The organism is Faecalibacterium sp. DFI.5.82, from assembly GCF_029076575.1.
Lineage (GTDB): Bacteria > Bacillota > Clostridia > Oscillospirales > Ruminococcaceae > Faecalibacterium > Faecalibacterium duncaniae.
Window position 1 is genome coordinate 77088 of record NZ_JARFIS010000010.1, and the last position, 26846, is coordinate 103933.

At 58.9% G+C, this 26846-nt stretch carries 25 protein-coding genes and 1 riboswitch; of the genes, 14 read left to right on the forward strand and 11 right to left on the reverse strand.

All coding sequences use genetic code 11. The features are described 5' to 3' along the window. Nucleotides 1-26 precede the first annotated feature (26 nt). The 7 genes from P0G09_RS12210 to P0G09_RS12240 all read right to left on the reverse strand — a co-directional run bounded on the left by P0G09_RS12210 (nt 27) and on the right by P0G09_RS12240 (nt 6900). Nucleotides 27-635: an Rnf-Nqr domain containing protein gene (locus P0G09_RS12210; RefSeq protein ID WP_227610946.1), complete on the reverse strand. Its 609-nt coding sequence runs from the start codon at nt 633-635 to the stop codon at nt 27-29. After that, nucleotides 632-1351, reverse strand: a complete 720-nt coding sequence (locus tag P0G09_RS12215) for an Rnf-Nqr domain containing protein (RefSeq protein ID WP_097773173.1) — start codon at nt 1349-1351, stop codon at nt 632-634. Before P0G09_RS12215 ends, P0G09_RS12210 begins: the two co-directional genes overlap by 4 nt. Continuing rightward, nucleotides 1348-2352, reverse strand: coding sequence for an RnfABCDGE type electron transport complex subunit D (locus tag P0G09_RS12220; protein WP_117477079.1), 1005 nt, complete (start codon nt 2350-2352; stop codon nt 1348-1350). The genes P0G09_RS12215 and P0G09_RS12220 overlap by 4 nt, the downstream gene beginning before the upstream one ends. Before the next feature lie 13 nt (nt 2353-2365). Beyond that, nucleotides 2366-3016: a ribulose-phosphate 3-epimerase gene (gene rpe, locus P0G09_RS12225; RefSeq protein WP_097771380.1), complete on the reverse strand. Its 651-nt coding sequence runs from the start codon at nt 3014-3016 to the stop codon at nt 2366-2368. A 254-nt stretch (nt 3017-3270) separates the two neighbouring features. After that, nucleotides 3271-4785 carry a HAMP domain-containing sensor histidine kinase gene (locus tag P0G09_RS12230; protein WP_275252801.1) on the reverse strand — a complete coding sequence of 505 codons (1515 nt, stop codon included), beginning with the start codon at nt 4783-4785 and terminating at the stop codon, nt 3271-3273. Continuing rightward, a complete protein-coding gene (locus tag P0G09_RS12235) occupies nt 4785-5483 on the reverse strand; it encodes a response regulator transcription factor (protein ID WP_005934701.1) in 699 nt (232 codons plus the stop codon). The genes P0G09_RS12230 and P0G09_RS12235 overlap by 1 nt, the downstream gene beginning before the upstream one ends. A gap of 136 nt (nt 5484-5619) precedes the next feature. After that, nucleotides 5620-6900, reverse strand: coding sequence for an L-serine ammonia-lyase, iron-sulfur-dependent, subunit alpha (locus P0G09_RS12240; protein ID WP_207684625.1), 1281 nt, complete (start codon nt 6898-6900; stop codon nt 5620-5622). 176 nt (nt 6901-7076) lie between these two features. On the opposite strand from P0G09_RS12240, the gene ychF reads away from it, so the two are divergent. Beyond that, entirely contained in the window at nt 7077-8210 is a 1134-nt protein-coding gene (ychF, locus tag P0G09_RS12245; protein WP_097771383.1) for a redox-regulated ATPase YchF, read from the forward strand. A 67-nt stretch (nt 8211-8277) separates the two neighbouring features. Beyond that, nucleotides 8278-8961 carry a 5'-methylthioadenosine/adenosylhomocysteine nucleosidase gene (locus P0G09_RS12250; RefSeq protein WP_098924142.1) on the forward strand — a complete coding sequence of 228 codons (684 nt, stop codon included), beginning with the start codon at nt 8278-8280 and terminating at the stop codon, nt 8959-8961. 16 nt (nt 8962-8977) lie between these two features. On the opposite strand, the gene P0G09_RS12255 is transcribed toward P0G09_RS12250, so the two are convergent. From P0G09_RS12255 to malQ, 3 genes are all read right to left on the reverse strand, one after another. Beyond that, a complete protein-coding gene (locus tag P0G09_RS12255; RefSeq protein WP_005934706.1) occupies nt 8978-9418 on the reverse strand; it encodes a hypothetical protein in 441 nt (146 codons plus the stop codon). A gap of 60 nt (nt 9419-9478) precedes the next feature. Further along, complete coding sequence (locus P0G09_RS12260) at nt 9479-10273, reverse strand: diguanylate cyclase (RefSeq protein WP_117477083.1); 795 nt, start codon at nt 10271-10273, stop codon at nt 9479-9481. A 193-nt stretch (nt 10274-10466) separates the two neighbouring features. Next, nucleotides 10467-12008 carry a 4-alpha-glucanotransferase gene (gene malQ, locus P0G09_RS12265; RefSeq protein WP_275252803.1) on the reverse strand — a complete coding sequence of 514 codons (1542 nt, stop codon included), beginning with the start codon at nt 12006-12008 and terminating at the stop codon, nt 10467-10469. A gap of 318 nt (nt 12009-12326) precedes the next feature. Between malQ and P0G09_RS12270 the strand changes: the two genes are divergently transcribed. The 4 genes from P0G09_RS12270 (at nt 12327) to P0G09_RS12285 (ending at nt 18433) form a co-directional block, all read left to right on the forward strand. After that, a complete protein-coding gene (locus P0G09_RS12270; RefSeq protein ID WP_275252804.1) occupies nt 12327-13514 on the forward strand; it encodes an alanyl-tRNA editing protein in 1188 nt (395 codons plus the stop codon). Between the two features lie 169 nt (nt 13515-13683). Next, entirely contained in the window at nt 13684-14436 is a 753-nt protein-coding gene (gene trmB / locus P0G09_RS12275) for a tRNA (guanosine(46)-N7)-methyltransferase TrmB (protein ID WP_238077826.1), read from the forward strand. 1 nt (nt 14437) lies between these two features. Next, entirely contained in the window at nt 14438-15487 is a 1050-nt protein-coding gene (locus tag P0G09_RS12280; RefSeq protein WP_097773167.1) for a putative ABC transporter permease, read from the forward strand. 239 nt (nt 15488-15726) lie between these two features. Beyond that, nucleotides 15727-15803, forward strand: a riboswitch (cyclic di-GMP riboswitch). A gap of 200 nt (nt 15804-16003) precedes the next feature. Continuing rightward, nucleotides 16004-18433 carry a leucine-rich repeat protein gene (locus P0G09_RS12285; RefSeq protein ID WP_275252805.1) on the forward strand — a complete coding sequence of 810 codons (2430 nt, stop codon included), beginning with the start codon at nt 16004-16006 and terminating at the stop codon, nt 18431-18433. A gap of 428 nt (nt 18434-18861) precedes the next feature. Here the strand turns inward: P0G09_RS12285 and P0G09_RS12290 are convergent, their stop codons facing one another. Further along, nucleotides 18862-19782, reverse strand: a complete 921-nt coding sequence (locus tag P0G09_RS12290; RefSeq protein WP_275252806.1) for a sugar phosphate nucleotidyltransferase — start codon at nt 19780-19782, stop codon at nt 18862-18864. 162 nt (nt 19783-19944) lie between these two features. Here P0G09_RS12290 and P0G09_RS12295 point away from each other — a divergent pair, with 162 nt between their 5' ends. From P0G09_RS12295 to P0G09_RS12330, 8 genes are all read left to right on the forward strand, one after another. Continuing rightward, nucleotides 19945-20721 (forward strand): SDR family oxidoreductase, encoded by a 777-nt coding sequence (locus P0G09_RS12295; protein WP_275252807.1) that lies wholly within the window; start codon nt 19945-19947, stop codon nt 20719-20721. A gap of 251 nt (nt 20722-20972) precedes the next feature. Continuing rightward, complete coding sequence (locus P0G09_RS12300; RefSeq protein ID WP_005934721.1) at nt 20973-21197, forward strand: hypothetical protein; 225 nt, start codon at nt 20973-20975, stop codon at nt 21195-21197. Then, nucleotides 21190-21705 (forward strand): DUF697 domain-containing protein, encoded by a 516-nt coding sequence (locus tag P0G09_RS12305; protein WP_275252808.1) that lies wholly within the window; start codon nt 21190-21192, stop codon nt 21703-21705. Before P0G09_RS12300 ends, P0G09_RS12305 begins: the two co-directional genes overlap by 8 nt. A gap of 49 nt (nt 21706-21754) precedes the next feature. Continuing rightward, entirely contained in the window at nt 21755-22198 is a 444-nt protein-coding gene (locus P0G09_RS12310; RefSeq protein ID WP_275252809.1) for a hypothetical protein, read from the forward strand. Nucleotides 22199-22223: 25 nt separating this feature from the next. Further along, nucleotides 22224-22442, forward strand: a complete 219-nt coding sequence (locus tag P0G09_RS12315) for a hypothetical protein (protein ID WP_275252810.1) — start codon at nt 22224-22226, stop codon at nt 22440-22442. Between the two features lie 160 nt (nt 22443-22602). Then, nucleotides 22603-23019 carry a DUF1622 domain-containing protein gene (locus P0G09_RS12320; protein ID WP_035394646.1) on the forward strand — a complete coding sequence of 139 codons (417 nt, stop codon included), beginning with the start codon at nt 22603-22605 and terminating at the stop codon, nt 23017-23019. A 245-nt stretch (nt 23020-23264) separates the two neighbouring features. Continuing rightward, on the forward strand, nt 23265-25007 hold the full coding sequence (locus P0G09_RS12325) for an ammonium transporter (protein ID WP_275252811.1): 1743 nt from the start codon (nt 23265-23267) through the stop codon (nt 25005-25007). Between the two features lie 244 nt (nt 25008-25251). After that, a complete protein-coding gene (locus tag P0G09_RS12330; RefSeq protein WP_275252812.1) occupies nt 25252-26532 on the forward strand; it encodes a chloride channel protein in 1281 nt (426 codons plus the stop codon). The last annotated feature ends 314 nt before the right edge of the window (nt 26533-26846 follow it).

Genomic DNA, 26846 nt, shown 5'->3' on the forward strand with positions numbered 1-26846 from the left:
AATCAACCACCCTCCTTGGGGTCAACTTACAGGATCACGGAATGGCCGGTAAAGCCGTAGATGGCCAGCGCCAGCACACCGATATAGATCAGGGTGATGGGCAGACCGCGGAATGCTTCGGGGATGGCCTTGCTGCGCAGGCGGTTGCCCGCCTCGGTCACCAGCATCACAGCCAGCAGATAGCCCAGGCCGCTGCCCAGGCCAAAGCCGATGGACTGCGCCAGCGTAAAGCTCTGGGTGCGTTCCACCAGCACGGTGCCCAGCACGCCGCTGTTCACGGCGGCAATGGGCAGGATGCGGATGAGCAGGCCGCTGCGGGGGCCCTTGACCGCCCGCAGGATGGCGTGCTCAAAGATGCAGACCACCGCCACACAGGCCAGGTAGAGCAGCGGGCGGAGCTGGGCACGGTAGGGCAGATCCACGATCTGGCTGCCCGCAAAATACGCCAGCGGGGCCACCAGCGTCTGGGTAACACAGAGCAGCAGGGCAAACCACCAGCTGCTGGTGCGCTCGTCACCCACCAGCTGGATCAGGCGCGACACGCCCAGACCACGGGTAAAGATGGCGTTCTGGGCAAACAGGGCCAGCACGGCGTAGGCAAAGGCCACACCGATGGTATTCATCACAGCACTCACTGATCCTGCACCTCCTTCCGGGGGTGCGCAGCCAGAGTGCCGCGCGCCTCAGTTTTCAGGTATTCCTTGTGTTTGCGGGCCAGCGCGCGCCAGACGGCACACACCACGCCCAGCACGATGAAACCGCCTGCCGGCATGGATGCCATGGGCAGGACAGAGCGACTGAGCTGGATCCCAAACACACTGCCCAGCGCCAGCCACTCCCGCAGGCAGCCCACGATGAACAGGATGAGCGCGTAGCCCACCGTGATGCGCAGACCCTTGGAGACAGCCTTGCGCATGGTTTCCTGCACACGGCCAAAGCGGTAGGTCAGCAGAGGCTCCACCACCAGCATGGGCAGGTAGATGCCCAGCATCAGCAGGTCGGTGCCGAACACAGCATTCAGGATGGGATAAGCGGCAAGGTAGACCACCGCCGCACTGCCGCTGTACACCAGCGCCCGGGGCAGCAACTTTTTCTCCAGCTCTTCCGGGGCGGGCTGCTCGTCCCGCAGGGGGAACAGGCGGCTGACCAGGCAGGCCAGCATCCGGGAAGGCGTGAGCAACAGGGCCACAGCCACGGCCAGCATCAAAGCATTTTTGCCCGTGGTGGCAAGCACCACCAGCGGAGCCAGACCCATGCCCTGCATGACAACGGGATTATTTTTGAACACCCGATCATGGTGGGCAAACTTCTCCGGATCGCGGGTGATCAGTTCTGCAATGGAACGTTTCATTCAGCACCCTCCTTTCCGGCCGCAGGGCGGTGCATCAGCTGATACAGGCGGCTCTCGGTGCGGTCCATCCAGCCGGAAATGCTGTTGACCGTGAGCAGGGCAAAGCAGACACCCGTCTCGTACACGCCGTAATACCGGAAGCCCATGGTGATCGCACCCACCAGCACACCGTACAGGATGCGGCCCAGATGGTGGTGGGCGCAGGTGTAGGGCTCGTTGAGCAGGAACACCGCGCTGAACAGCATGGCACCGGTCAGCAGCTCGTCCCGTACGCACTGCAGGCGCAGGGCGATGTCCACGCCGTTCACCCCCACCTGACGGGGGAAGAGGAAGGCGATGAGGGCACAGGTGACCACAAAGCTGACAGAAGCGCTCAGACGGACATCCTTTTGCAGCCAGAGGAAAAGCCCGCAGGCCAGAAGGATGAGGGCGGCACCGGTGCCCATGGGGGCGGCGTACTCGCCCAGCACCAGCGAAATTGCGCTGATGTTCAGGCTGCCGCCGCTGCGCAGGGTATCCGAGATGGTGCTGGACACCGGCACGCCGGTGGCATCCCACAGGGGAATGTTGGTATAGGGCTGGGGGTAGCGGAACACCTGCTCCGGCCAGGACACCGCCGCCACGGCGTAGCCCACAGCAGCAGGGTTGAAGGGATAGCTGCCGTAGCCGCCAAACACCTCCTTGCCGATGAGGACACCGGCCAGCACCGCCATAATGACCACATACCAGTCCACCGTGGCGGGCATAAGCAGGGCGATGATGAGGGCAAAGCTCTCGTTGGAGAAATCCCCGGCCCGATACACGCGGCGGCGCAGCAGGGAGACCAGGCGGTCACACAGATTGCCGGTGAGCAGCGCCGCGCCGCAGAGCAGCAGGGGCCGCAGACCGTACAGGAAGCAGGCCATGCAGAGCAGCGGGATGGTCATAAAGCAGACGTGCAGATAGTACCGCCCCGTCTTTGCAAGCTCCTGCTCCTGCTGCTGGATCAAACGTTCATCCATGGTAAGGCACCTCTCACAGGGCGGCCAGACGGCGCACCGCCGCAGCCGGGTCGGCTGCGCCGAACACGGCACTGCCCGCCACCAGAATATCGGCACCCGCCTCCACACACAGGGGGGCGGTGGTGTCATCCACGCCGCCATCCACTTCCAGCAGGTAGCGGGCGCTCCGCTTTGCCCGCTCTTCCTTGAGCCAGCGCAGCTTTTCCAGCGCCGAGGGCATGAACTTCTGCCCGCCGAAGCCGGGCTCCACGCTCATCACCAGCACCAGATCCAGCTGGTCGAGATACGGGGCCAGCGCTTCCGGATCGGTCCCGGGCTTGATGGTCAGGCCCACCTTGCAGCCCAGTGCCTTGACCGCATCGATGGTCTGCTGGATGTCGTCCTCGCACTCGAGGTGGAAGTTGTACAGGCTGGCACCCGCCTTGATGAAAGGCTCTGCATACTGCAGCGGGTGGCTGATCATCAGGTGGACATCGTAGAATGCTGCGGGCATCCCCTTGTGCAGGCTTTTCAGCACCGGCACGCCAAAGCTGATGTTGGGCACAAAGTGGCCGTCCATCACGTCATAATGCAGCATCTGCGCACCGGCATCCAGCACCATGCGGCAGTCTGCGCCAAGCTGATTGAAATCAGCCGAAAGGATCGAAGGACTAATGATCGTCATTGTGTTTTATACTCTCCGTTATTTTTCAGAAAGATTACACCATTCGTCCTGCCAGAGCACCTGTTTTGGGGCCGGAATGCAGGGCGGGCATGGTTATTCTTAGTTTACATGAAAACACGCAAAAAATCAAACCCGGAGCCGTGTTTTTCACGGAAAAGTCTCAAACCTGCCCCTGAATCCATCCAAAATCCATTCCAAAACCAAAAACGACCAGACCGCCCCGCCCGTTTCAGGGGGACAGTCTGGCCGCGGATTCAGTTGACAGGCTTCATGCTGGCGGGGTCCTCCACCGGCACGGGCTGACCGGATTCGTCCGGCAGGCGCTTCATGCCGCTGGGGTTGGGGGGCGTGGCGGGCAGGGTGAACACGAACTGACACCACTCGCCCTGCTGGCTCTCCACACGGATCTGGCCTCCGGAAAGGTTGACCAGCACCTTGCAGATATTCAGGCCAAGACCAGCCCCCCGGGCGTGCAGGCCGCGGGACCTGTCCTCTTTGTAGAAGCGCTGGAACACATAGGGCAGCGCCTCGGGGCTGATGCCCTGACCGGAATTCCAGATCGAGATCTCCACCTCGGGGCCCAGCTTCTCCACATGGAACTTGATGGTGCCGCCCGCCGGGGTAAACTTGATGGCATTGTCCAGAATGTTATAAGCCACCTGATGGATGAGGTCGGGGTCCGCGTAGACCAGCACCTTTTCATCCATGGTCAGGCCTTCCAGATCGATCATGCCGTCGTTGATGCGCTGCTCCGCCGAAAGGGCCACACCGGTGAGCGTCTCCCAGATGTTGAACATCCGGGCGTTCACCTGATACTCGCCGCTTTCCAGCTTGGAGAGATCGAGCATGTTCTGGATGAGCCGGGCCAGGCGACCGGTCTCCTCGCTGACCAGCTGCAGGTAGTGGTTCTGCATATCGGGCGGGATGGTGCCGTCCAGAATGCCGTCCACAAAGCCCTTGATGGTGGTCATGGGGGTGCGCAGCTCGTGGGCGATGTTGCCCATGAACTGGCCGCGGGAATTGTCGTTGGACTGGATGTTCTCCGCCATCTGGTTGAAGGTGTGGGCCAGATCCACCACCTCGCCCTCACCTTCCACGCCCTCAACACGGACAGAGAAGTCCCCGCCGCCGAACCGCTGGGCGGCATCGGTGATCTTCTGGAGCGGGTCGGTCAGCTTCCGCATCAGGAAGGAGGTCAGCACGCTGGCGCAGAGCAGCATAACACAGGCCGAGAAGAAGAAGTTCGACCAGAACTCCTCCTTGAAGTCGGTCAGCCGCGCGCCGGAGGAGCAGAGGAAGAGATAGCCGCTGTTGTTGCCCCGTGCATCCTGCATGTGCCGCACCGAGACATAGCTCTTCTCGGTCAGCACACCGTCCAGCGTGCTCAGGGTGTGGTAGGGCTGATCTCCGACAACTTTTTTCATAAGCTCCGGCCCCACAATATCTGTTCCCACCATCTCGGGGTTGGAGGCAATGAGGATTCTGCCCTCTTCATCGGTGAAAAACAGGTAAGCCTCGGCGCTCTCGCCGATGATCTCCAGCTTGGTGTTCAGGGCATCCAGCTCGGCCCCCTTGGGCAGAGCCGCCTGCTGCACAATATAATCCGCCGCGCGCTGGGTCACATCCGCCACGCTGTCCAGCGTGTCGTACCGCTCCTGGGCAAAATAGCGGCTGAACAGCAGCCACTCGGAACAGCCCAGCACCGCCGTGCCCAGCACCAGCAGGGTGGCCACCATCGAAAAGAAGGTGACCGAAATACTTTTGCGCATTACTGACGCACCTCGAACTTATAGCCCACGCCCCAGACGGTCTTGAGCTCCCACTTGTCGGAAGCGCCCGCCAGCTTTTCGCGCAGGCGCTTGACATGAACATCGATGGTGCGGCTGTCGCCGTAGTACTCAAAGCCCCACACCTCGTCCAGCAGCTGGTCGCGGGTGTAAACACGGTTGGGGTGGGAGGCCAGGCAGTTCAGCAGCTCCAGCTCCTTGGGGGGAGCCTCCACCACCTTGCCCTTGACCCGCAGCTCGTAGCTGTTCATGTCCAGCCGCAGGTTGTCGAACTCGATCACGCCCTCGGTGCTCTCGGTCTGGGCGGTGGTGGTGGTGCAGCGGCGCAGCACCGCCTTGATGCGGGCCACAACTTCCTTGGTGTCAAAGGGCTTGACCATGTAATCGTCCGCGCCCAGCTCCAGGCCCAGCACCTTGTCAAAAGTCTCGCCCTTGGCGGTCAGCATCATCACCGGGGTGTTGCCCAGCTTGCGGATGCGGCGGCAGACCTCCAGGCCATCCATCTTGGGCATCATCACATCCAGCAGCACCATATCAGGCTTGACCTGATTGAACTTGTCCAGACCTTCTTCGCCGTCGTTCGCGGTGGTGACCTGATAGCCCTCCTTGGTCAGATAAAGCCGCAGCAGCTCGCAGATGTTGGTATCGTCGTCCACGACGAGGATCTTTTCGTTGGCCATAGTGGTTTCCTCCCCAATTCTGTATGTTCCGGCCCTTTCGGGCCTTGTGACAAAGTATTCCACTTCTTATTATACGGAAGAGTTATGACAAAATAAAGAAGGTTTTGTATGATTTTTGGGACGCAGGCTCCGCCGCTCAGCTCATCATCAGCCGGATGATCTCCTCATTGGTCTGCCGCATCCCGTCCTTGCCCAGACGTCCGATGCCCTTGATGGTGGTCTCGATGTCCTTCATCACAATGCCATCGCCGCCCTTGAACTCCTGATTGCACTTGTACATGTTGTAGCCCAGCAGCGCCGCATCCACCGAAGATGCGATCTTTGCGGCGCAGGAAGCCTTGGCTCCGTCGCACACGATGCCGGACACGATGGCAAGGGCGTTGACCACCGTGTGGATGGCAGCCTGATAGCCGTCGCCGCACAGGTACACGATGCCTGCGCCTGCACCCGCACCCGCGCTGACCGCGCCGCAGTAGGCAGACAGGGTGCCGATGCCGGTCTTTTCGTGGATGGCCACCAGATTGGAGATGATGAGGGCGCGGTAGAGCTTTTCCTTGCCGCTGTGCAGCTCCTTGGCGTACTCGATGAGGGGCACCGAGCAGGTGATGCCCTGATTGCCGCTGCCGGAGTTGATGATGACCGGCAGCTCACAGCCGTTCATGCGGGCATCGGAGCCGGCGGCGGCCTTGGCTTTTGCGCGGTTGGAGACATCGTTGCCGTAAGTGGTCAGCAGCACCCGCCCGATGTTGGCGCCGTAGTCGCCCAGCAGGCCCTCTTCTGCAATGGCGTTGTTGTAGCGGATCTGCCGTTCCAGCAGGTCTGCCACGTCCCGCAGGTCGGCGGTCTCGGCAAAGTCCCAGATGTCCTGCATGTTCAGCAGGCTGCGGTCGGCGCGGGTGTCCTCCTGCACGGTCTCGTCCAGCAGGGGCACCTCATACAGCACCGTGCCGTTCTTCTCGATGCGGCAGATGTTGGTGTGGTAGTCCGCGATGCGCACCCGGGCGTAGTCCTGCCCGCAGCGCTCGGTGACGACGATGTCAAACACATGCCCCTGCTCGGTGTGCTCGATGGTGATGGGCACTGTCTGCAGATAGTCCCGGATGGCAGACTTCTTTTCCTCGCTGACCTCCGAGATGACCTCCAGCTCCTTCTCGGCGGAACCGGCGATGATGCCTGCCGCCACCGCCGCCTCCATGCCCTTCAGGTGCCCGGTGTTGGGCACGATGACGCTTTTCACGTTCTTGATGATGCTGCCGCTCACCTGCAGCTGCACGCTGTCCGGCAGCACCCCCAGCACCTCGCGGGCTTTTGCCGCCGCATAGGCCAGCGCGATGGGCTCGGTGCAGCCCATCGCCGGGATCAGCTCCTCCTTCAGGATCTCCACATAAGCCTGATAGCGCGGGTCGTTGCGTTCCATAACATCCTCCTGCCTTCCCTTCCGGAAATCGGTTCGTATTTTAAGAACAGTATAATATAGAACTCCCGCCGTGTAAATCCGTTGTTTTGCGCCCATCCCCTTGCGCTCCGGGTTTTCATCGCGTATAATGATAGTTGTATCGTTATGCCAAAAAACGTGTAAGGAGCGTATTTTATATGAAGTTAGGTATCGTCGGTCTGCCGAACGTCGGCAAGTCCACTCTGTTCAACGCCATCACCTCCACCAAGAACGCGGAAGCCGCCAACTACCCCTTCTGCACCATTGAACCCAACAGCGGCATCGTGGCCGTGCCGGACAAGCGGCTGGACAAGCTGGCTGAGATCTGGCAGACCAATAAAAAGACACCTGCCATCGTGGAGTTTGTAGACATCGCCGGTCTGGTCAAGGGTGCCAGCCAGGGTGCAGGCCTGGGCAACAAGTTCCTGGGCCACATCCGCGAGTGCGATGCCATCGTGCATGTGGTGCGCTGCTTTGATGACGACAACATCATCCATGTGGTGGAGGACGTGACCAAGGCCGAGGCCGTGGACCCCATCGCTGACATCGATGCCATTGACTACGAGCTGATCCTCTCTGACCTCGAAGTCGTTCAGAACCGCGCAGGCCGGATGGCCAAGGCTGCCAAGAGCGGCAACAACAAGGGTGCTGCCGCCGAAGCCGCCTGGCTGCAGAAGCTGGCCGACCACCTGAGCGCAGGCAAGCCTGCCCGCAGCTTTGACTTTGACGAGGGGGATGCCGAGCAGCAGGCCGTGCTGCACGAGATGGGCCTGCTGAGCTCCAAGCCTGTGCTCTACGCCTGCAACGTGGGCGAGGATGACCTGATGGAGGGCATTGAGAATAACCGCTATGTCCCGCTGGTGGCCGCCCGCGCCGCCGAGGAGGGGGCCCGCTACATTCCCATCTGCGCCAAGACCGAAGAGGACATTGCCGACTACTCCCCCGAGGAGAAGAAGGCTTTCCTGGCCGAGATGGGCATCGAGGCCAGCGGCCTGGACAACCTGATCACTGCCAGCTACGACCTGCTGGGCCTCATCTCCTTCCTGACCGACGGCAAGAAGGAGTGCCGCGCCTGGACCATCCGCAAGGGCACCAAGGCTCCTCAGGCCGCCGGTAAGATCCACAGCGATTTCGAGCGCGGCTTCATCCGCGCCAGCGTCATCGGCTATGGCGACCTGGAAGCCAACAACTTCGATTATGCCGCTGTCAAGGCCAAGGGCCTGCAGCGCACCGAGGGCAAGGAGTACGTCGTGAAGGACGGCGACGTGATCGAGTTCCTGTTCAACGTCTGATGTATGATAAAAGTGTCTCCCGCGCGCCGCGCGGGAGACACTTTTGCCCAGGAGAAAGGACATCTATATGATTATCGGAATTATGGGCGCAATGCCCGATGAAGTCGATCAGCTGTGTGCAAAACTGGAAAACGTCACCGTGGAGCCCTACGGCGGCGTGGAGTACCACAGGGGCACGCTGGCAGGCAAGCAGGTCGTGGTCTGCTGTGCAGGCATGGGCAAGGCCAATGCCGCCGCCACCACTCAGGTGCTCATCACCCGATACGGTGCCGAGAAGATCATCTTCTCCGGCATTGCAGGCAACATGACCAGCAAGATCGGCATTGGTGATGTGGTCATTGGCAAGACGGTGCTCTACCACGATGCCCAGCTGGACATGATCTGCCAGAACCCGCCCTACCTGAAGGAGTACGCCGGTGACCCGGCCCTCATCGCCGCCGCTGAAAAAGCCTGCGCCGAGGCAGGGGTCAAGGCCCTGACCGGCAAGATCGCCACCGGCGACCTGTTCGTGGGTGACAGCGAGACCAAGGCCGCCATTGAGGCCAAATGCGCCCCCGACTGCGTTGAGATGGAGGGTGCTGCCGTGAGCCAGATTGCCGCCAAGAACGATGTGCCCTGCGTCATCCTGCGCGCCATGAGCGACAACGCCGACGAGGACGGCCACGAGGTGCTGGTGGTGAAGAAATTCAGCATCGCCGAGTACGTGGCTACCGCCACCCGGATCGTGGCGGCCATGGTGGAAGCACTCTGAGCAGCCGGAGCGGCCTTTACAGAAACTGCTCCAGTTTCAGCCGGTTCTCTTCCTCCAGGTCCTGCAGCTTCTGCATCAGGCGCTTGGAGCCGGGAGCCGCATCGGGATAATCCTTCTGGCTCTTGATGCAGTCCATCACGCCCTGACTGCTTCCCTCGCTGAGCATTTCGGCCAGATTGCGGGTGGATCTGTCGGTGAGCGTTTTCATGCCGATGCCCATTTTGGTGTTGAGCTTTGCCATGATGCTCTGGCCCTGAGCCGTGCCGCCGCAGGCCTCGATGGCGGTGTGGGCCTCCTGATTCAGTTCCCGGTAGAGGTTCCGCTCCCGCAGAAGCTCGGCCCGGAAGGCAGGGTCCTCGGTCATGGGCACGATCTGTTCCAGCGTGTTCTTGCCCATCTCCGTGTTCTGCACCACCGCTTCCAGCAGATTCAGGTTATCATTTTTCTGATTTTCCATACAAAAATCCCCCTTTGTGGCACTAGCTTGTACCGCAAAGGGGGATTTTATGCATTCGGTTTATTTGCTGCAGATCTGGTCGCCGCCGGCGGTCTGGGCCGCCTTCAGGCGCTGCTCACACAGCTGATACAGCGCGTCCCAGTTCTTGCCCCGCACCTCGCCGGTGCAGGCGCAACCGATGGACTGGGTAAAGGGCACCCGGCGCATCAGGCCCACCGATGCCACGCACGCGCGGGGCATCTCGGCATAAATGCCGTTCAGCTCCTCGGCCAGCTCTGCGCAGTTCTTATCCGCACAGCCGATGGCGAACAGCGTGTCCGTCAGGCGGCAGACCACCCGCTCTGCAGGGCGGTCGTAGTACTTTTTCCACTGGTTGGCCACAAAACAGACCAGCTGGTTCATCACGGCATCGCCCTGCCGGGCGCGCATCCCGTCCTCATCGTCCAGCGCCACCAGCGCCAGCGAAGCACAGCGGTGAGCATCCGTCCACTCATCCAGCCGGGTGCAGAACTCCGTTTCAAAATAGCGGCGGTTGAACACGCCGGTCAGGAAATCGTGATTCATATCGTCCCGGCAGAGCTCCCGCTCCCGCGCGGTCATCCGATCCTCCGGCAAGTCGCTGCCCGCCAGCGGAGCCGTCATCTGCAGCTGCCAGAGCTTGCCGTCCGCCTCGATCAAGCGGCGCAGCACGCAGTCCACCTGCCCATTGCGCAGGACATAATCCACCTGCAGGCCATCGTCCTGCCAGGTGTCCGCGGCCTCCTCATCGGCTTCCGTCAGGGTCACATCTTCAAAGGCGGTCTGTGCGTTTTCTGCAAAGGCGCGCAGATCCTGTTCCGTCCATTCTTTTTTCATGCGTTTTTCCCCATTATCCGGTGCCGGCTCTCTCCCTTCCGGCACAGCTTTGCCACACGGCCGCTGAAAGCGCAGCCCCATTACCGGAATTATACCATCTTGTGCCGGGCGTTTCCAGCAAAACGCACAAACTTTAACGTATTTTTTTACATTTTCGTCAAACTGCTAAACACACTCCGGATTTCCGGCCCGGTTATGTACGGCAGTACACGGCGCACTCCGCCAGAATGCGCTTGGCCAGCGCGGCAGTGTCGAACCCATCGGCGGCGCGCCAGCTCCAGTTTCCGCCCAGCTTGCCGGGGCTGTTCAGGTGGGCTTCCTCGCCCAGGCCCAGCCAGTCGGCCATGGGGATGATGGCACGGTCGGCCACAGAGCCCAGCGCAGCCCGGAGCAGCGCGGTGCGGGCCGCCTCTGTTTTGACAGCGGCCACCTCCTTTGCGGTGGGCTGACAGCCGGTCAGATGCAGGTAGGCGGCGGCCACAGCCTTCTCCTTGGCCGATGCGCTCTCGTCCCACCAGGCGGTCAGCGTCGTGTTGTCATGGGTGCCGGGGTAGACCACGCTGTTCTTGACGTGGTTGTGGGGCAGGTACTCGCTGTCCCCGCCGCCGAACGCGAACTGCAGCACCTTCATGCCCGGGAAGGTGCTGTCTGCCAGCAGCTCCCGCACACTGGGGAAGAGCTCACCCAGATCCTCGGCGATGATGGGCAGCTTGCCCAGCGCAGCTTCCAGCGCGTTGAACAGCTCCATCCGGGGGCCGGTCTCCCACTTGCCGGTCTTGGCGGTAGTGCTGTCCGCCGGGATGGCCCAGTAGGTGTCAAAACCACGGAAGTGGTCGATGCGGAGCAGGTCATAGATGCCCAGGGCATGGCGGACACGCTGGATCCACCAGGCATATCCGGTCTGCTTATGGTAGGGCCAGTTGTACAGCGGGTTGCCCCAGAGCTGGCCTTCTGCCGAGAAGTAATCCGGCGGGCAGCCTGCCACCCGGGCAAAGCCGCCGTCTGCATCCAGCTCAAACAGCGGGCCGCCCACCCAGGCATCCACGGAATCTGCCGAGACATAGATGGGGATATCGCCCAGGATCTGCACGTTGTTGGCGTTGGCATAGGCTTTCAGCTTCTTCCACTGGATGCTGAACTCGTACTGCAGAAACTTCCAGAAGCCGATCTCTTCCTCGTTCTCTGCCTTAAAAGCTTCCAGCGCCTGCGGCTCCCGCTTGCGGTACTCCCGGGGCCACTGGGTCCAGCTCTTCATGCCGTTGGCGGTCTTGAGGGCCATGTAGAGGGCATAATCCTCCAGCCAGCCCTCATTTTCCAGCGTGAAGGCATAGTACGCATCCGGATAATAATGGGCACAGCCGTGCTGGCCTGCACACTGCCTGCGCCAGGCGGCATAGGCGGCACGCAGGATCTTGTAGCGGCTGGTGTACAGGGTGCCGTAATCCACGTTCAGCGGGTCCTTGCCCCAAGGCTCGGCCTTGAGCTGGGCGGCTGTCAGCAGCCCCTCGGCTTTCAGAGCATCCAGATCAATGAAATAGGGGTTGCCCGCAAAGGCAGAGCAGCTCTGGTAGGGGCTGTCCCCATAGCCCGTGGGGCTCAGGGGCAGAATCTGCCAGATCTTCTGGCCTGCCGCCGCAAGGAAATCCACAAATTTTTCTGCCTTTTTGCCAAAGCAGCCGATCCCGTAGGGGCCGGGCAGGCTGGACACCGGCATCAGAATACCACTTTCACGCATTGTAAATCCTTCCTCGTCTCAAACTTTTTGCTGGGGCTTGTCTGTTTTCTATCATAACATAACCGCAGACTATTTTCCACAGGCAAAAAACGTGGTATACTTGGTTTTAGACCATGAGCGAGCGTGTATCCGGGCAGGCTGGCCTTCGTACAACCTCTCCGTCATTGCTCCGCAATGCCACCTCTCCTAGTAGGAGAGGCCTTGGCAGTAATTGCAAAGTTTCCGTTTTTGCCAAGGGCTCCCCTACTAGGGGAGCTGCCGAGCGTCAGCGAAGGCTGAGGGGTTGGACAAAGACGGAACCTTTCCTTTGGAGGTTCTATGCAACGCACTGAGAAATATTTTGAGCAAAATGCCTACCGCCGGGAGGCGGTGGGGCATATTTTAGCCGCAGAGCCGGACAGCCGGACCGGCGGCGGACGCATCGCGCTGGACGGCACGGTGTTTTACCCCGAGGGCGGCGGCCAGCCTGCCGACCGGGGCACCCTGACCCTTGCCGACGGCACGGTGCTGACCGTCACCGATGTCCACGAGCAGGCGGGTGTCATCTGGCACATGGTCACTTTCCTGCCCGCCGGGGCGGTGCCCGGGGCCGAAGCGGCACAGGCCATCGACTGGGCGTGGCGTTTTGACAAGATGCAGCAGCACACCGGCGAGCACATCCTCTCCGGCATCCTGCACAGCATGTTCGGGGCCGAGAACGTGGGCTTCCACATCGGCTCCGATGCCGTGCGGATGGACACGAACATCCCCATCTCCGCCGAGGGGCTGAAAGCGGCCGAAACTGCCGCCAACCGCATCATCTGGGAAAATGTGCCGGTGAACATCACCTACCCCACCCGGGAGGAGCTGGCCGCCCTGACCTACCGCTCCAAAAAGGAGATCGAAGGGCAGGTGCGGATCGTGACCATCCCCGGGGCGGATGTCTGTGCCTGCTGCGGCACCCACACCGCCTTTACCGGTGCGGTGGGCCAGATCAAGATCCTGGCCGCTGAAAACTATAAGGGCGGCGTGCGCCTGAGCATCGTCTGCGGCGGGCGCGCGCTGGAAGCCGCGCAGGCCATGCGGGAGCGGCAGGCAGAGATCGGTGCCCTGCTCAGCGCCAAGGCCAGCGAGACGGCCAACGCCGTGCATCGGGTGTATGACGAGTACACCGCCCTGAAATTCACCCACTTCGGGCTGTGCAGCCAGCTCTTTGACGCGCTGGCCGCGCAGGTAACGCCCGGTGCGGATGCCATCCGCATCGTGCCGGGGCTGGACCCGGACGGCCTGCACCGGCTGGCTAACCGCCTGACCGAAGCCACCACCGGCCTGTGCGCGGCCCTGACCCCCAACGAAAAGGGCACCGGCTACTGCCTTGCCCAGGCGGGCGGCGATGTCCGCGCCCTGACCAAAGCCCTGAACGCCGCCCTCAATGGCCGCGGCGGCGGCAAACCCGGCATCTGTCAGGGAAGCTGCGCCGCAGAGCCGGAGGAAGTAAAAGAATTTTTGAAAAGTACGAAATTGTAAGCATCCTCACCCTCTCAGGCGCTGACGCGCCAGCTCCCCCAAAGGGGGAGCCCTTGGCAAAACCGGTAAGTTTTCCGCACTGCCAAGGCCTCTCCCTTTGGGAGAGGTGGATTTGCGAAGCAAAGACGGAGAGGGTGAGCCACTTAAAATTCAAGGAGAACAACAAACTATGAGAATGCGTTTCAAACCCTACGCCCACGATGAGCTGATGGCCGCCGATTTCCACGTCCACGAGCCCCTGATCTGGGGCGGCAAGTGGCACGCACAGTATGCCCGCCCGGAGCAGCCCTTTGTGCTGGAGCTGGGCTGCGGCAAGGGCGGCTTTATCTCCCAGCTGGCCTGCGCCCACCCGGAAAACAACTATCTGGGCATCGACATCACCGACAAGGTGCTGATCCTTGCCAAGCGCAAGATCGAGGCCGCTTACACCGAGGCAGGCCGCCCCATCGACAACGTGAAGATCATGAGCACCGACATCGAGCGCATCAAGGGTGTGCTCACCGCCCAGGATACCGTCAGCCGCATCTATATCAACTTCTGCAACCCGTGGAGCAAGAACGCTTCCTCCAACAAGCACCGGCTCACCTATCCCCGCCAGCTCATCCAGTACCGCGAATTCCTGAAGGACGGCGGCGAGATCTACTTCAAGACCGATGACGACGACCTGTTCCGCGACAGCCTGGAGTACTTCCCCGCTTCCGGCTACGAGATCACCTGGAAGACCTTTGACCTGCACGAGAACGAGCCGGAGTGGAACATCCGCACCGAGCACGAGGGGATGTTCACCGAGATGGGCATCAAGATCAAGGCCCTGATCGCCAGAAAGCTGCCCGGCGATGCCGCCGTGACCTGGATCGAGCCCAAGGTCCTGAAAAAGAGGAAGGCTGCGGAGGAAGCCGCTGCCGCCGCAAAGGAGGAGTAAGATGTCCTTTTTTGTCAACACCATGGTCTGCGGCTTTTCGCTGTATCAGATCCTGGCGTTTTTCCTGATCTACTCCTGCCTGGGCTGGTGTTTGGAGGTCATCTATGCCGCCGTTTCCACCGGCCAGCTGGTGAACCGCGGCTTTCTGAACGGCCCGGTCTGCCCCATCTACGGCTTTGGCATGATCATTGTGCTGTTCACCCTTTCGCCGCTGGCAGACAACCTGCTGCTGCTCTATCTCGGCGGCGTGATCCTGCCCAGCGTGCTGGAGCTGGTGGGCGGCTGGGCGCTCTACAAGCTCTACCACACCCGGTGGTGGGATTACAGCGACTTCCCCTTCAACATCGGCGGATATATCTGCCTGGAATTCTCCCTTTTGTGGGGCGTGGGCACCGTTGTGGTGATGAAGGCCGTTCACCCCGTGATCGCGGGTTTTGTGGAGATGGTCCCCCAGATGGTGGGCTTTGTCCTCATGTGCATCCTGTACGCCTGCTACGCCGCCGACGTGGTGGTGACCGCCTTTGCGGCCTCTGACCTGGCCCGTGAGCTGGATGCCCTGGAAAAGGTGGCCGACAGTATGCACGCCGTGTCCGATGCCATGACCGAGCTGCTGGGCACCACCGCCATGGACGTGGACCAGAAGATGGACGAGAGCCGCCTGCAGCTCAAGCTGGCGGCTGCCGAGGCCCGGGACAATGCCGCCAAACTGAGCCCCCGGGATGCCGCTGCCGCCCTGCGCGCCAAGGCCGACGAGGCCATGGAGGCCGCCCGCAAGTCCTCGCAGGAGGCCCGGCTCAATGCCTCTGAGGCCGCCACTGCCGTCAAGCTGGCCGCCAAGGGCACCGCAGAGCGCACGGCAGAGCTGCTCCGTCTGGAACAGCTGGCCGAGGAGCTGCAGGCCCGCAGCGAGGAGATGCGCGCCCGCACCCGGAGCTCCAAGTACTTTGGCAAGGGCCGTATGCTCCGCGCTTACCCCAAGCTGCGCCACGGCGAAAAGCACCGCTCTCTGGACGAGCTGCGGGAGCGTCTGAAGTACGAGCGCAGGCACTGACCCTGACCGTTGCAGCAACCCCAAATGCCCCTGACCGGCTTCTTTCGGTCAGGGGCATTTTTCTTGCACTGCGCCCTCCATAAAGTCAGGCAGATCTTGTGCTGCCGCAGGATTTTATTCTCATTCTGTTTTCCACATTATACGTTCCTTTTTTGTACACTCTTCCAAATCTTTTTCGTCATATTGACAAAAAAAAAAAAGAGTATCTTATCCTGTGCAATATGCTATTCCGCTAAAAACTGAAGAATCGGCAAGCCAGTCGAAAGGCTGCGACGCAAAGCTACAAGGGCCTGTAATATGGCAGCCAGCCGCACGTTATTCTCTCCGGGTAAGGTAATACGAAACCTTGCACCTCCTTGTGAAGATGCGTCGGCTTCCCTTCAGGAGAGCGAGCGCGCAGCGGGTCTACAAGGGTTCAGAGCGTCGTACCAGCCGTTTGGCCGGTGCGGCGCTCTTTTGTTTTGGCTGAAATAGAGAGAGTTTTTTGGGAAAATCATGGAAAAGGAGTAAAGAATTATGAAACCCAAGCGTTTGATCAGCTTATTGGTTGCGGTCTGCATGATGATCACCATGCTGCCCCTGTCGGCAGTCACGGCATTTGCAGCAGACACGGCAACTGAACAAGAAGCCATCGTTGACGGTTACAAGTATAAGTATAAGGTAAATGGCGGTAATGCAACCATCACAAAATTTCTTGGCCCTGTGAAACCAACAAACTACGACTACGACATCGACATACCCGAAACGTTGGACGACAAATACACTGTAACCGCCATCGGCAATTATGCCTTTTATTCAGACCATCAGCTGGGGGAGGTCACCATTCCACAAAGCGTCACTTCCATCGGCGATCATGCCTTTGCAGGTTGCCGCAACTTGAACTCTCTTACCATCAATGACGCTGCCACATCAATAGGAAACCGGGCCTTTACGGAATGCCCTCTTACAACAACGCTTTCATTAGGTAAAAAAATTACGACGATCGACGATCGTGCCTTTTATGATTGCCGTGGTCTGACGAGCGTCACCATTCCACCAAGCGTTACTTCCATCGGTGATCATGCCTTTGGTGAATGCATTCATCTTAAAACGCTTTCGTTCGGTGAGAATTCGTTCGGTGAGAATATTGAGACGAATATTACGACGATCGGCAATTATGCCTTTTTTCATTGCAATGATCTGGAGAGTGTCACCATTCCACAAAGCGTCACTTCCATCGGCAGAGAAGCTTTTAGATTTTGCAACAACATGAAATCTCTTGCCATCAATGGCGCCATCGAATCGATGGGGACAGGCGCCTTTGCTGGGTGCATTTCTCTTGAAAAGATTTCGTTAGGTGAGAATATTAAGACGATCGGCTATTCTGCCTTTGATTCTTGCACTTCCATTAATCTGACGAACGTCACCATCCCGGAAAATGTAACAACCATTAGACCTGGTACCTTTCGCTATTGCACCCATCTGGAATACATTACGCTCCCTGCTGGATTGACTTCTTTCCAAGACAGTCTGAAAGGTTGTCCGGCTGGGAACCCCAATGGTGCCATCTACTACAAAAACTACAAGGCCAAGGCAGATGCTCTGCTTGCAGACAATGATAACAATCCTAAAATTGATGCCAATGATAAACTGAGAAAACGCAATTTTCTTTACCTCTGCAAGGTGACCTTTGATGCCAAGGGCGGCGAACTGAACGACGACGCTGTGGTGCCGGTTTATAAGACCGAAAAAATCACTGATACCAAGGCAAACGATCTGACTGCCATCCATGATCCCACCCGTGCGGGTTACAAGTTCACCGGCTGGTACACCGAAGATGGCAACCTCTTTAATGTGAAAGATACCGCAATTATGGAGGACATCACCCTCCATGCCGGTTGGGAGTTCGACCCCAATGCTCCGGGCTGCCACCCGCTGACCGTGACCGGCGGCACTGTTACTGTGAAATACGACGGCAGCGATGTGACCAGCAAGCTGAACAGCAACACTGACGCAGCCACCGGCCAAAAGACCTACGATGTACCGGACAACGCAGAAGTGACCGTGACGCTGGACAAGGACCGGACCCCTGCGGGCATGGTGTTTGACGGTTGGTCTACCGGCGAGTTCTCCCTGCCGCAGGATCAGAACTACAAGGCAGAAAGCATCACTTTCCCCATGAGCAGTGGTGTGGATATTGCCGCACAGTACCGTGATGCCGCCGCTGACCACACCCACGATACCGCAGTCTTCCACCCGCTGACCGTGACCGGCGGCATTGTTACCGTGAAAAACGGTGACAAGGATGTGACCGATACCTTGACTGTTACTACTGACGAGACCACCGGCAAAAAGACCTACTCTGTACCGGACGGCGCAACAGTGACCGTGACGCTGGACAAGACCCTGATCCCTGAGGGCATGGTGTTTGACATCTGGTCTACCGGCAAGTTCTCCCTGCCGCTGGGTCAGGATTACAAGGCTGAGAGCATCACCTTTACCATGAACACCATGAGCAGTGATGTGGATATTGCCGCACAGTACCGCGATGCCACCATTGAAGATGATGGGCCCAATGTGCTGGGCACTGCCGCGATCATTGGTACTGCCGCTGTGGGCGGTGCAGTGCTGGGCTATCAGGCCTATTCTCTGGGCGCTGAATTTGCAGGCAAGCTGATGGCTCTGCCCTACTTCCCCAGCAACCGCAGCGCCCTTGCCATGATGCTGTGGGAGGATGCAGGCAAGCCCATGCCCGAATCCGAACTGCTCTACCCCGATGTAGAGCAGGAAGAGCAGGATATGGACCTGCAGCACGCCGCCCGCTGGGCCATGGAAAACGAGCTTATCCCTGACCTGAACGATGAGGGCACGGCTCCGGAAGAGATGAAGTTCTTCCCGGCCAATCCCGTAAGCAAGCTTGATGTGCTGAATGCATGGCAGAAGGCACAGGAGCTCAAGAACAACTAACGCCATCCCCGAATATTCCCAAATATACGTAGAAGCGCCTCATCCTTCACCGGATGGGGCGCTTCTGCGTTGTAATGAGTCGAATTTTCTGTTATACTGTACCTGTCGGCCTTCCGACCCATTTGATGTGGGAAGGAGGTGGTAACCATGGAAATGGTAGTCTCATTTATACTGTCCGTCGCAGCGGGTGTGGTCAGCTACTACATCTGCAAGTGGCTTGAGGAACAGTTCAAGGCCGGTAAGCACTAACCCTTAGCAAGCAGGAAGCCCCCTTGGTATTCGCAGTACCGAGGGGGCTTCTTGTTGCTTTGGTGGAACCATGGAATGGTTCCGTAGTCTCATCTACAACTTTAGTATATGCACTCCTGCGCAAAAAGTCAAGAGGGCCGCCACAGATTTTGTTTCGCATCTGCGCCTGTTTCAGCTTATCACGCCCACAGATCCTCGGGGTACAGGCCCTCCTGGGTTTTCTGGGCGATGGCGGCCACCACGGTGGGCTTATCCTCGCGGTAGGTCACGCCGTACCACTTATCGGTGCTCTTGAGCACGGTGACTGCCGCCTTGCCCTCATCGATGAGCTCGCTGGCCACAGTGGGCAGGAAATACTCGCATTTGAGGGGGTTCTTGGGCAGATTCTCACGCAGCCAGCCTGCAAAGCGGTGGTCGGCCTCGTCCAGGAAGCTCTTGCCGAAGCCCCACAGGTTCATGCTGACAGGTGCTTCCACCGGCAGGTCATCCGTGCCCTCACCGGTGAGGGAGGTGCAGCGGATGCCGCCCTCACAGGTCTCGATGCCGGTGCGCTCGGTCACGCTGTGCAGGGTGCCGTCCGGGTTCACCACGCAGACACCGCGGGAGACGGTGCCGTTCTCAGAGACGGTATTTTTGAGCAGGTAGCTCACCATGCAGTAATCGTAAACTGCGCCGTCCTGATGGGTGGACAGATACTCATAGATGACCTTGAAGGCCTCGGGGCCGTAGTAATCGTCCGCGTTGATGACAGCGAAGGGACCATCGATGAGGTCTTTTGCGGCCAGCACGGCGTGGCAGGTGCCCCAGGGCTTGACACGGCCCTCGGGGATGGTGAAGCCTGCGGGCAGCTCGTCCAGCTGCTGGAAAGCGTATTTCACGTTCATGCCCTGAGAGACGCGGTCACCGATGGCGGCTTTGAAGGCCTCCTCGATCTCGTGCTTGATGACAAAGATCACGGTCTCAAAGCCTGCGCGGTGGGCATCGTACAGGGAGTACTCCACAATGGGCTGGCCCTTGGGGCCCACCGGGTCGATCTGCTTCATGCCGCCGTAACGGCTGCCCATGCCGGCAGCCATGACCACCAATACCGGTTTGTTCATTTTTCTTTCCTCCTGCGTCAGTGCGCTGTTCTTTGAGTCTATTATACTCCAAATTTTCCCGGGCAACAAGGGACAGCTTTTCCTTGAATTTTTGCATGGATTCTCACCCGCTGCCGTGATAGAATAGAGGCAATGGAGTTTCCGCAGAAAAGGAGAATGCTTATGTCAACCAAAACTGTCTGGATCACCGGCGCGTCCTCCGGCATCGGGCGGGAGTTTGCCCGCCGCTATGCCCGGCTGGGCTTCCGGCTCATTCTGACCGCCCGCCGCCGCGACCGGCTGGAGACCCTTGCCGCTGAGCTCCGGGCGAAACACGGCACCCTCTGCCGCATCGTACCCGCCGACCTTGCGCAGGATGCGCAGGTCACCGCCCTGTGCGAAGCACTGGCAGACGAACGCATCGACCTGTTCATCAACAACGCGGGCTTTGGTGCCTGCGGTGCCTTTTCCGAGACGGATGAGGGCAAGGAGCTTTCCATGCTGCGGGTAAACGTGCTGGCCATGCACCGGCTGTTCAAGTTCACTCTGCGCAAGATGGAAGCCCAGGGCTTTGGCACCATCCTGAACGTGGCATCCTCGGCGGGCCTGCTGCCGGGCGGGCCCTATATGGCGGGCTACTATGCCTCCAAGGCATACGTTGTCAGCCTGACCCGCGGCGTGGCTGAGGAGCTGCGGGAGCAGCACAGCCCGGTCTACGTCTGTGCCCTCTGCCCCGGCCCCGTGGACACCGAGTTCAACGACCGTGCCGACGTGGTGTTCGCCCTCAAGGGCATCACCCCGGAGCTCTGCGTGGAGGAAGCCATGCGCGGGATGCTCCGCCGCAAGACCATCATCGTGCCCAGCACCCTGATGCGCCTTGCCACCACGGCCCAGAAGCTCGTTCCCACGCCCCTGCTCATGCCCATTCTGGCCCACCAGCAGAAGAAAAAGCTGGGCTGATGGCCACCTACATCAAGACCCTGCTGTAAGCGGAAGCGGCAGGATATATTTTCAAGCGCTTTGCACCCGGAGAGCCTTTTCTTTTTTGAAATTTGAAAAGGCTTTCCGGGTGTTTTTTGTCATTTTTTACATTTCTCAATTGAAATTTTGTCGATTTCAACAATTGACGATATATATATATATATATAATGGTTATAGACAAAATTCATCGAGTTTCGACACTCTTTTGCTGCTTCATGGAGGTGAAGCCAATGGCCGGAAAGCTCTGCCCGAACTGCAAACAATTCACATTTTTCAAAACAGTTGGTGAAAACCGTGAGTGCACCAAATGCGGGTACAAAATGGTCGTTCCGATCCAAAGCAAGGGCCGCGGCGAACGCTGCCCCAACTGCGGAAAACTGACTGTACAAAATCAGGGTGGAAGGAAGTGCTGCACAAACTGCGGCGCAACCTTCAAAGGAGGAAAAAATGGCTAAAACCAAAGTTACAATGCCGGATGACCTGAAGAGCAAGTGCGCCGCTGTCATTCACACTGCCACAACAGCTGCCGCCGCTGCGGGTGTTATCCCGATTCCTATGGCTGATACAATTCCCATCACCGGTGCTCAAATGACAATGATCATGGGTCTTGCCAAAGTGTTCGATATCCCCATGACACAGGCTGCCGCTCAATCCATTCTTGGTGGTACGATGGCCAGTCAGGCGGGTCGTGCAATTTTCTCCAACATCGTTAAGGGAATCCCCGGTATCGGAACCGTTGTGGGCGGTGTCATCAGCGCTGGTACTTCTGTTGCATTGACCGAGACCCTTGGCTGGATCGTTGCGGAGGACTTTTATAAACAAAGTATCGGTCTCGGCTCAGACAGCCCTTTGGAGGGCGCAAAAGATGCCTATACCGGTTTCAGTGACTTTGCCAAATCTGTAAATACCAGCCAGTCTGTAAATACCAGCCAGTCAAAGAAAAAACATTTCGGTGTTTTTTAACGGTGTTTTTCTTTTTTAACAGCTGCTTTTCATCAGTAGAGGAGTTATTATGTCCTTTTTCAAGTCAATCTTCAATGCCGTCTGCGATGCCGGTTCTGAACTGCTGGATAAGCAGCAGGATTACGCAGAGGGCTTTGAAGGGATGAGTGATTATCAGCTAAAGCAGCTCTACCGAGAGATGAGAGCACATCCATATAACGTCGGTATTCTGAATGGAATTGCGCGAAATTCAGCTTTAGAGCAGGAATGCGTCGCACGGGGTATCGTTATCTCGAATCAGGAAGCCGAACGCCAGCGGCAGTATTGGCAAGGCCGCTACTCAAAAATGAGTAGTCATGCACTCAAGCGAGAACATCAATCCATCATCTGTAAATACAGAAGTTATGTATCCGGCCCAGCAAGAGATGACGATTCCCTTTTAAAAGCTTCCATCCTAAAGCCTCAAATAACCGCTCTCGAAAATATCTTCCGTGAAAGAGGACTATCAACCTAATTTTTGTTTGAAAGAGGAATTGTTCATGGCTTTTTTCAAATCACCGGAAGAAATGTATACTGCTCGCGCCAAGAGTTTTAGAAGCAGTGCGGATCGTCACTGGTCAATGGCAAAATCCGGGCAAGGCGGTTTTCACTATGCCGCAGCACGGAAAGACTACGAAGCAGCAGAGCACAATGAGGCCTGTGCAAAACGTGCGCATGATACGAATGCTACCTTCGCCAAACATAAACGCAAAAAATAAATCCGAGTTGCCGTACACTCCTGTAAGTTTGTACGGCAACTTTTTTGCTGTTCCTGCGATTGACTTTTCCCCGGAAACCGGATACACTAATCTTATCCAAACACATCCTGCTCGCTCCGAAAAGGGGCGGTTTATGATACGAAACACGAGGAAGTCTAATATGGCATGGTTATACCATTTCAATCAGATCGTCACCCACGGCATGGAGGGGTTTCTGGAGACGGCGGTGCCGCTGATCTCCGGGCTGGCTGAGATCATCGGCCTGTTCATCATCGTCACCAGCCTTGTCAAGGCCACCTACCACTATGTGCGGGTCACCTTTTTCCATGGCCAGCACGATTTCCTTCACGAGATGTCCAGCGGCCTGACCACGGCGCTGGAGTTTCTGATGTCGGCGGAGATCGCCAAGACCTTCCTGTTGCAGAATCTGGAATCGGTGGTGCCGCTGGCGGCCACCTTTGCCCTGCGGGCCATGATGAGCCTGATGCTCCACTGGGAGATGGAGGGCGGGCACCGCTCCGGCCGCAAAAAGGAAGAAACGCCCGCCGGTGAGGCTGAGAAAAAGAATGACTTATAAAGTTTCCCTCTTTTTTCTCGGTTCTGGGTTGTGTAAAACGTAAAAATCGCACCCCGGCTCTTGACAGTTTTGCACAAAGGGGCTATACTCGTGCCATCGAAAGCAAAGGCGCTGACGGAAGTGATTCCGCCAGCGCCTTTTGTGTTTTCGCTGGATATTGCTCGGGAGGAATAGAGGGCCTCCTGAACAAGGCTCCCGCGCACATTCGGTGCGGGGAGCGCATTACAAACCGGGGAGGTATTATAATGTTCAGTTCCATAAACACCTGCTGGGTGCTGGTTGCGGCATTCCTGGTCTACTTTATGCAGGCCGGTTTTGCGCTGTGTGAGACGGGCTTTACCCGCGCCAAAAACACCGGCAACATCCTGATGAAAAACATGATGGACTTCTGCATCGGCACACCGTGCTACTGGGTCATCGGCTTCGGCCTGATGTTCGGCGGCACAAGCGCGCTGATCGGCGGGTTCGATCCGTTCATTCAGGGCGATTACAGCCACCTGGGGCTTGATATCCCGCTGTGGGTGTACATCGTGTTCCAGACCGTGTTCTGTGCCACGGCAGCCACCATCGTGTCCGGCTCCATGGCCGAGCGCACCAACTTCAAGGCTTACTGCGTTTATTCTGCTGCCATTTCGCTGGTGGTCTACCCCATCTGCGGCCACTGGATGTGGGGCGGCGGCTGGCTGCAGAGCATGGGCTTCCATGATTTTGCCGGTTCCGCAGCCGTTCACAATGTGGGCGGTGTGATTGCCCTGCTGGGTGCCGCAATGCTCGGCCCCCGCATCGGCAAGTACGATAAGGACGGCAACCCCCACGCCATTCCCGGCCACAACCTGACCGCCGGTGCGCTGGGCGTGTTCATCCTGTGGTTCTGCTGGTTCGGCTTCAACGGCGGCTCTTCCCTGAGCCTTGCCACCGATGAGGCCATGACCCTGACGGGCCTTGTCTGCTTCAACACCAACCTGGCCGCTGCCGTTGCCACCTGCGTGACCATGATCTTCACCTGGCTGCGCTACGGCAAGCCCGATGTCTCCATGACCCTGAACGGTTCTCTGGCCGGTCTGGTCGCCATCACCGCAGGCTGCGACGCTGTCTCTCCCTTCGGTGCCTTCCTCATCGGCTTCGTGGCCGGCATCATCGTTGTCCTGAGCGTTGAATTCTTTGATAAGATCGCAAAGATCGATGACCCCGTGGGCGCTGTCTCCGTTCACTTTGCAAACGGCGTGTGGGGCACCATTGCCGTGGGCCTGTTCTCCAACGGCGGCGACGGCGTGGGCAAGGGCCTGTTCTACGGTGGCGGCTTTGCACAGCTGGGCACCCAGCTGCTGGGCCTTATCACCGTTGATGTGTACGTTGTGGTCGTGATGTTCATCATCTTCAAGATCATCGACAAAACCATCGGCCTACGCGTCCCCGCTGAGGTGGAGATCGACGGCCTGGATATCCACGAGCACGGCCTGGCTTCCGCTTACGCCGGTTTCTCCATCTCCGATGCCAACGCCGCCGCCATGGTGCCCAACGAGAACACCGATCTGGGCGAGGATGATGCCTCCAAGGCAAGCGCCGTGCAGATGAACGCTGCCGTGCCTGTGGTCAAGGAGCCTGCCGTCATCCACGATGGCATCTACGACACCGGTATGCACAAGGTGTCCATCATTGCAAAGCTCTCCAAGTTCGATCAGCTCAAGACCGCGCTGAACGATCTGGGCGTGACCGGCATGACCGTGACCCAGGTGATGGGCTGCGGCATCCAGAAGGGCACCACCGAGAAATACCGCGGCGTGCCTGTGGACAGCACCCTGCTGCCCAAGATCAAGGTCGAGGTCATCGTTTCCAAGATCAGCGTGGACGCTGTGGTGGATGCCGCTAAGAAGGCCCTGTACACCGGCCACATCGGCGATGGCAAGATCTTTGTCTACAACGTGACCCGCGTGGTCAAGATCCGCACCGGCGAAGAGGACTTCGCCGCCCTGCAGGATGTGGAGTAACGCTCCGCACAATTTCAACCGCTGTCCCGCTTTGAAAGCGTGACGATATTTGTTCTCCTTGTTCTCCTTTTCCTTTTTCTGAAATCCATTCGGCAGAACCCCTGCTTCCTCCGCACAAGGAAGCAGGGGTTTGTCGTTGTCACCACGATGTGAGCCCCCCTGCAATGGTTCCGGGTTGACATCCCCGTGCGGGCGTGTTATTTTGGAGTGTAAAATTTTCAGTTTTTTTGTATCAGGAGTTTCTATGAGCAACTTGAATGATTTTAACCGCGAGGCCAAAGCCGCCCTGTGGGTGGTCCTGCAATGGCTGCTGCTGGCCGTGCCCACGGGTCTGGTCTGCGGCGCAGTCGGCACAGCGTTCCACCTGAGCGTGGAGTACGTCACCGAGCTGCGGGCCGCGCAGAGCTGGCTGCTGCTCTGCCTGCCGCTGGCGGGCCTTGCCATCGTGGCACTCTACAAGGTCACAAAGTGCGAAGGCGTGGGCACCAACAATGTCATCCGCGCCGTGCAGAGCGGCGAGCCGGTCAGCCTGCTGCTGGTGCCCGCCATCTTTCTGGGCACGGTGCTCACCCACCTGTGCGGCGGTTCTGCCGGCCGCGAGGGTGCAGCCCTGCAGATGGGCGGCAGCATCGGCTGGAACGTGGGCAAACTGCTCCATCTGAGCGATTACGTCCGCCGCACCGCCACCATCAGCGGGATGGCCGCGTTCTTTTCCGCTCTGTTCGGCACCCCGCTGACCGCCGCCCTGTTTGCCATGATGGTGGAGGACGTGGGGCTGACGTTCACTTCGGCCTTTATGCCCGCGTTCACTTCGGCCCTCATTGCTTACGGCGTATCCCTGTTCTTCGGGATCGCCCCGACCAATTTTGTGCTCAATTCCATCCCGCACCTGACGCTGGAAACCGCGCTTCAGACCGCCCTGCTGGGCATTGCCTGTGCCGCCGTGACCCGACTGTTCTGCTGGACGCTTCACACCCTAGAACACGGGATCCCCAAACGGATCCCGAATCCCTGGCTCCGGGCTTTTGCAGGCGGTGCAGCCGTGGTAGCGTTCTCGTATCTGTTCGGTGTCGGGCGGTACAACGGGGCCGGAATGGCCGTCATTGCCGATGCCGCGGAGCAGGGCACTGCCCTGCCCTGGGATTTTGCCTGCAAGATCTTCCTGACCGCCCTGACCCTGGCAGTAGGCTTCAAAGGCGGCGAGGTGGTCCCAAGTTTCTACATCGGGGCGACCTTTGGCTGCATCGCCGGGCCATGGCTGGGCCTGCCCGCCGGGTTTGCCGGTGCCATCGGTCTGGTCTGCGTGTTCTGCGGAGCCACAAACGCCCTGATCCCCTCCATCCTGCTTGGATTCGAGCTGTTTGGCGGGCAGGGGCTGGAGCTTATTGCGCTGGGCTGCGGCGTGTGCTACATGCTCTCGGGCCACCACGGCCTCTACAGCAGCCAGACCTTTGTCACCAACAAGCTGCGGCCGGAGTACGCCTCCCACAAGTGGCGGGTCAAGCTGAAGAAAAAAGAAGAATGATTTTTCGCAGATTTTCGCCGCGGAGAGCTTGATTTTTTGCCGCCATCGTGCTACAATCAGCGTAGTTTCATCCTGACCAAAGCGATGATGCGGACAAACCGAAGCTCGTTCCCCATGACGCAGAGAGGGCTGCCCCGGATACCGGGTGCTGTAAGCAGCCTGCCGTGCATCGGGCTTCTACCACCGCAGAGCGCAGAGGAGAACCTCTGCCGGGTGCGCCCGTTACAGCACAGCGAGTGGCGTGTTCTCAAGGGCACGCAATTCGGGTGGAACCGTGGAACGCGTGAAATCTTCAGGCGCTTCATCCCGTAAAT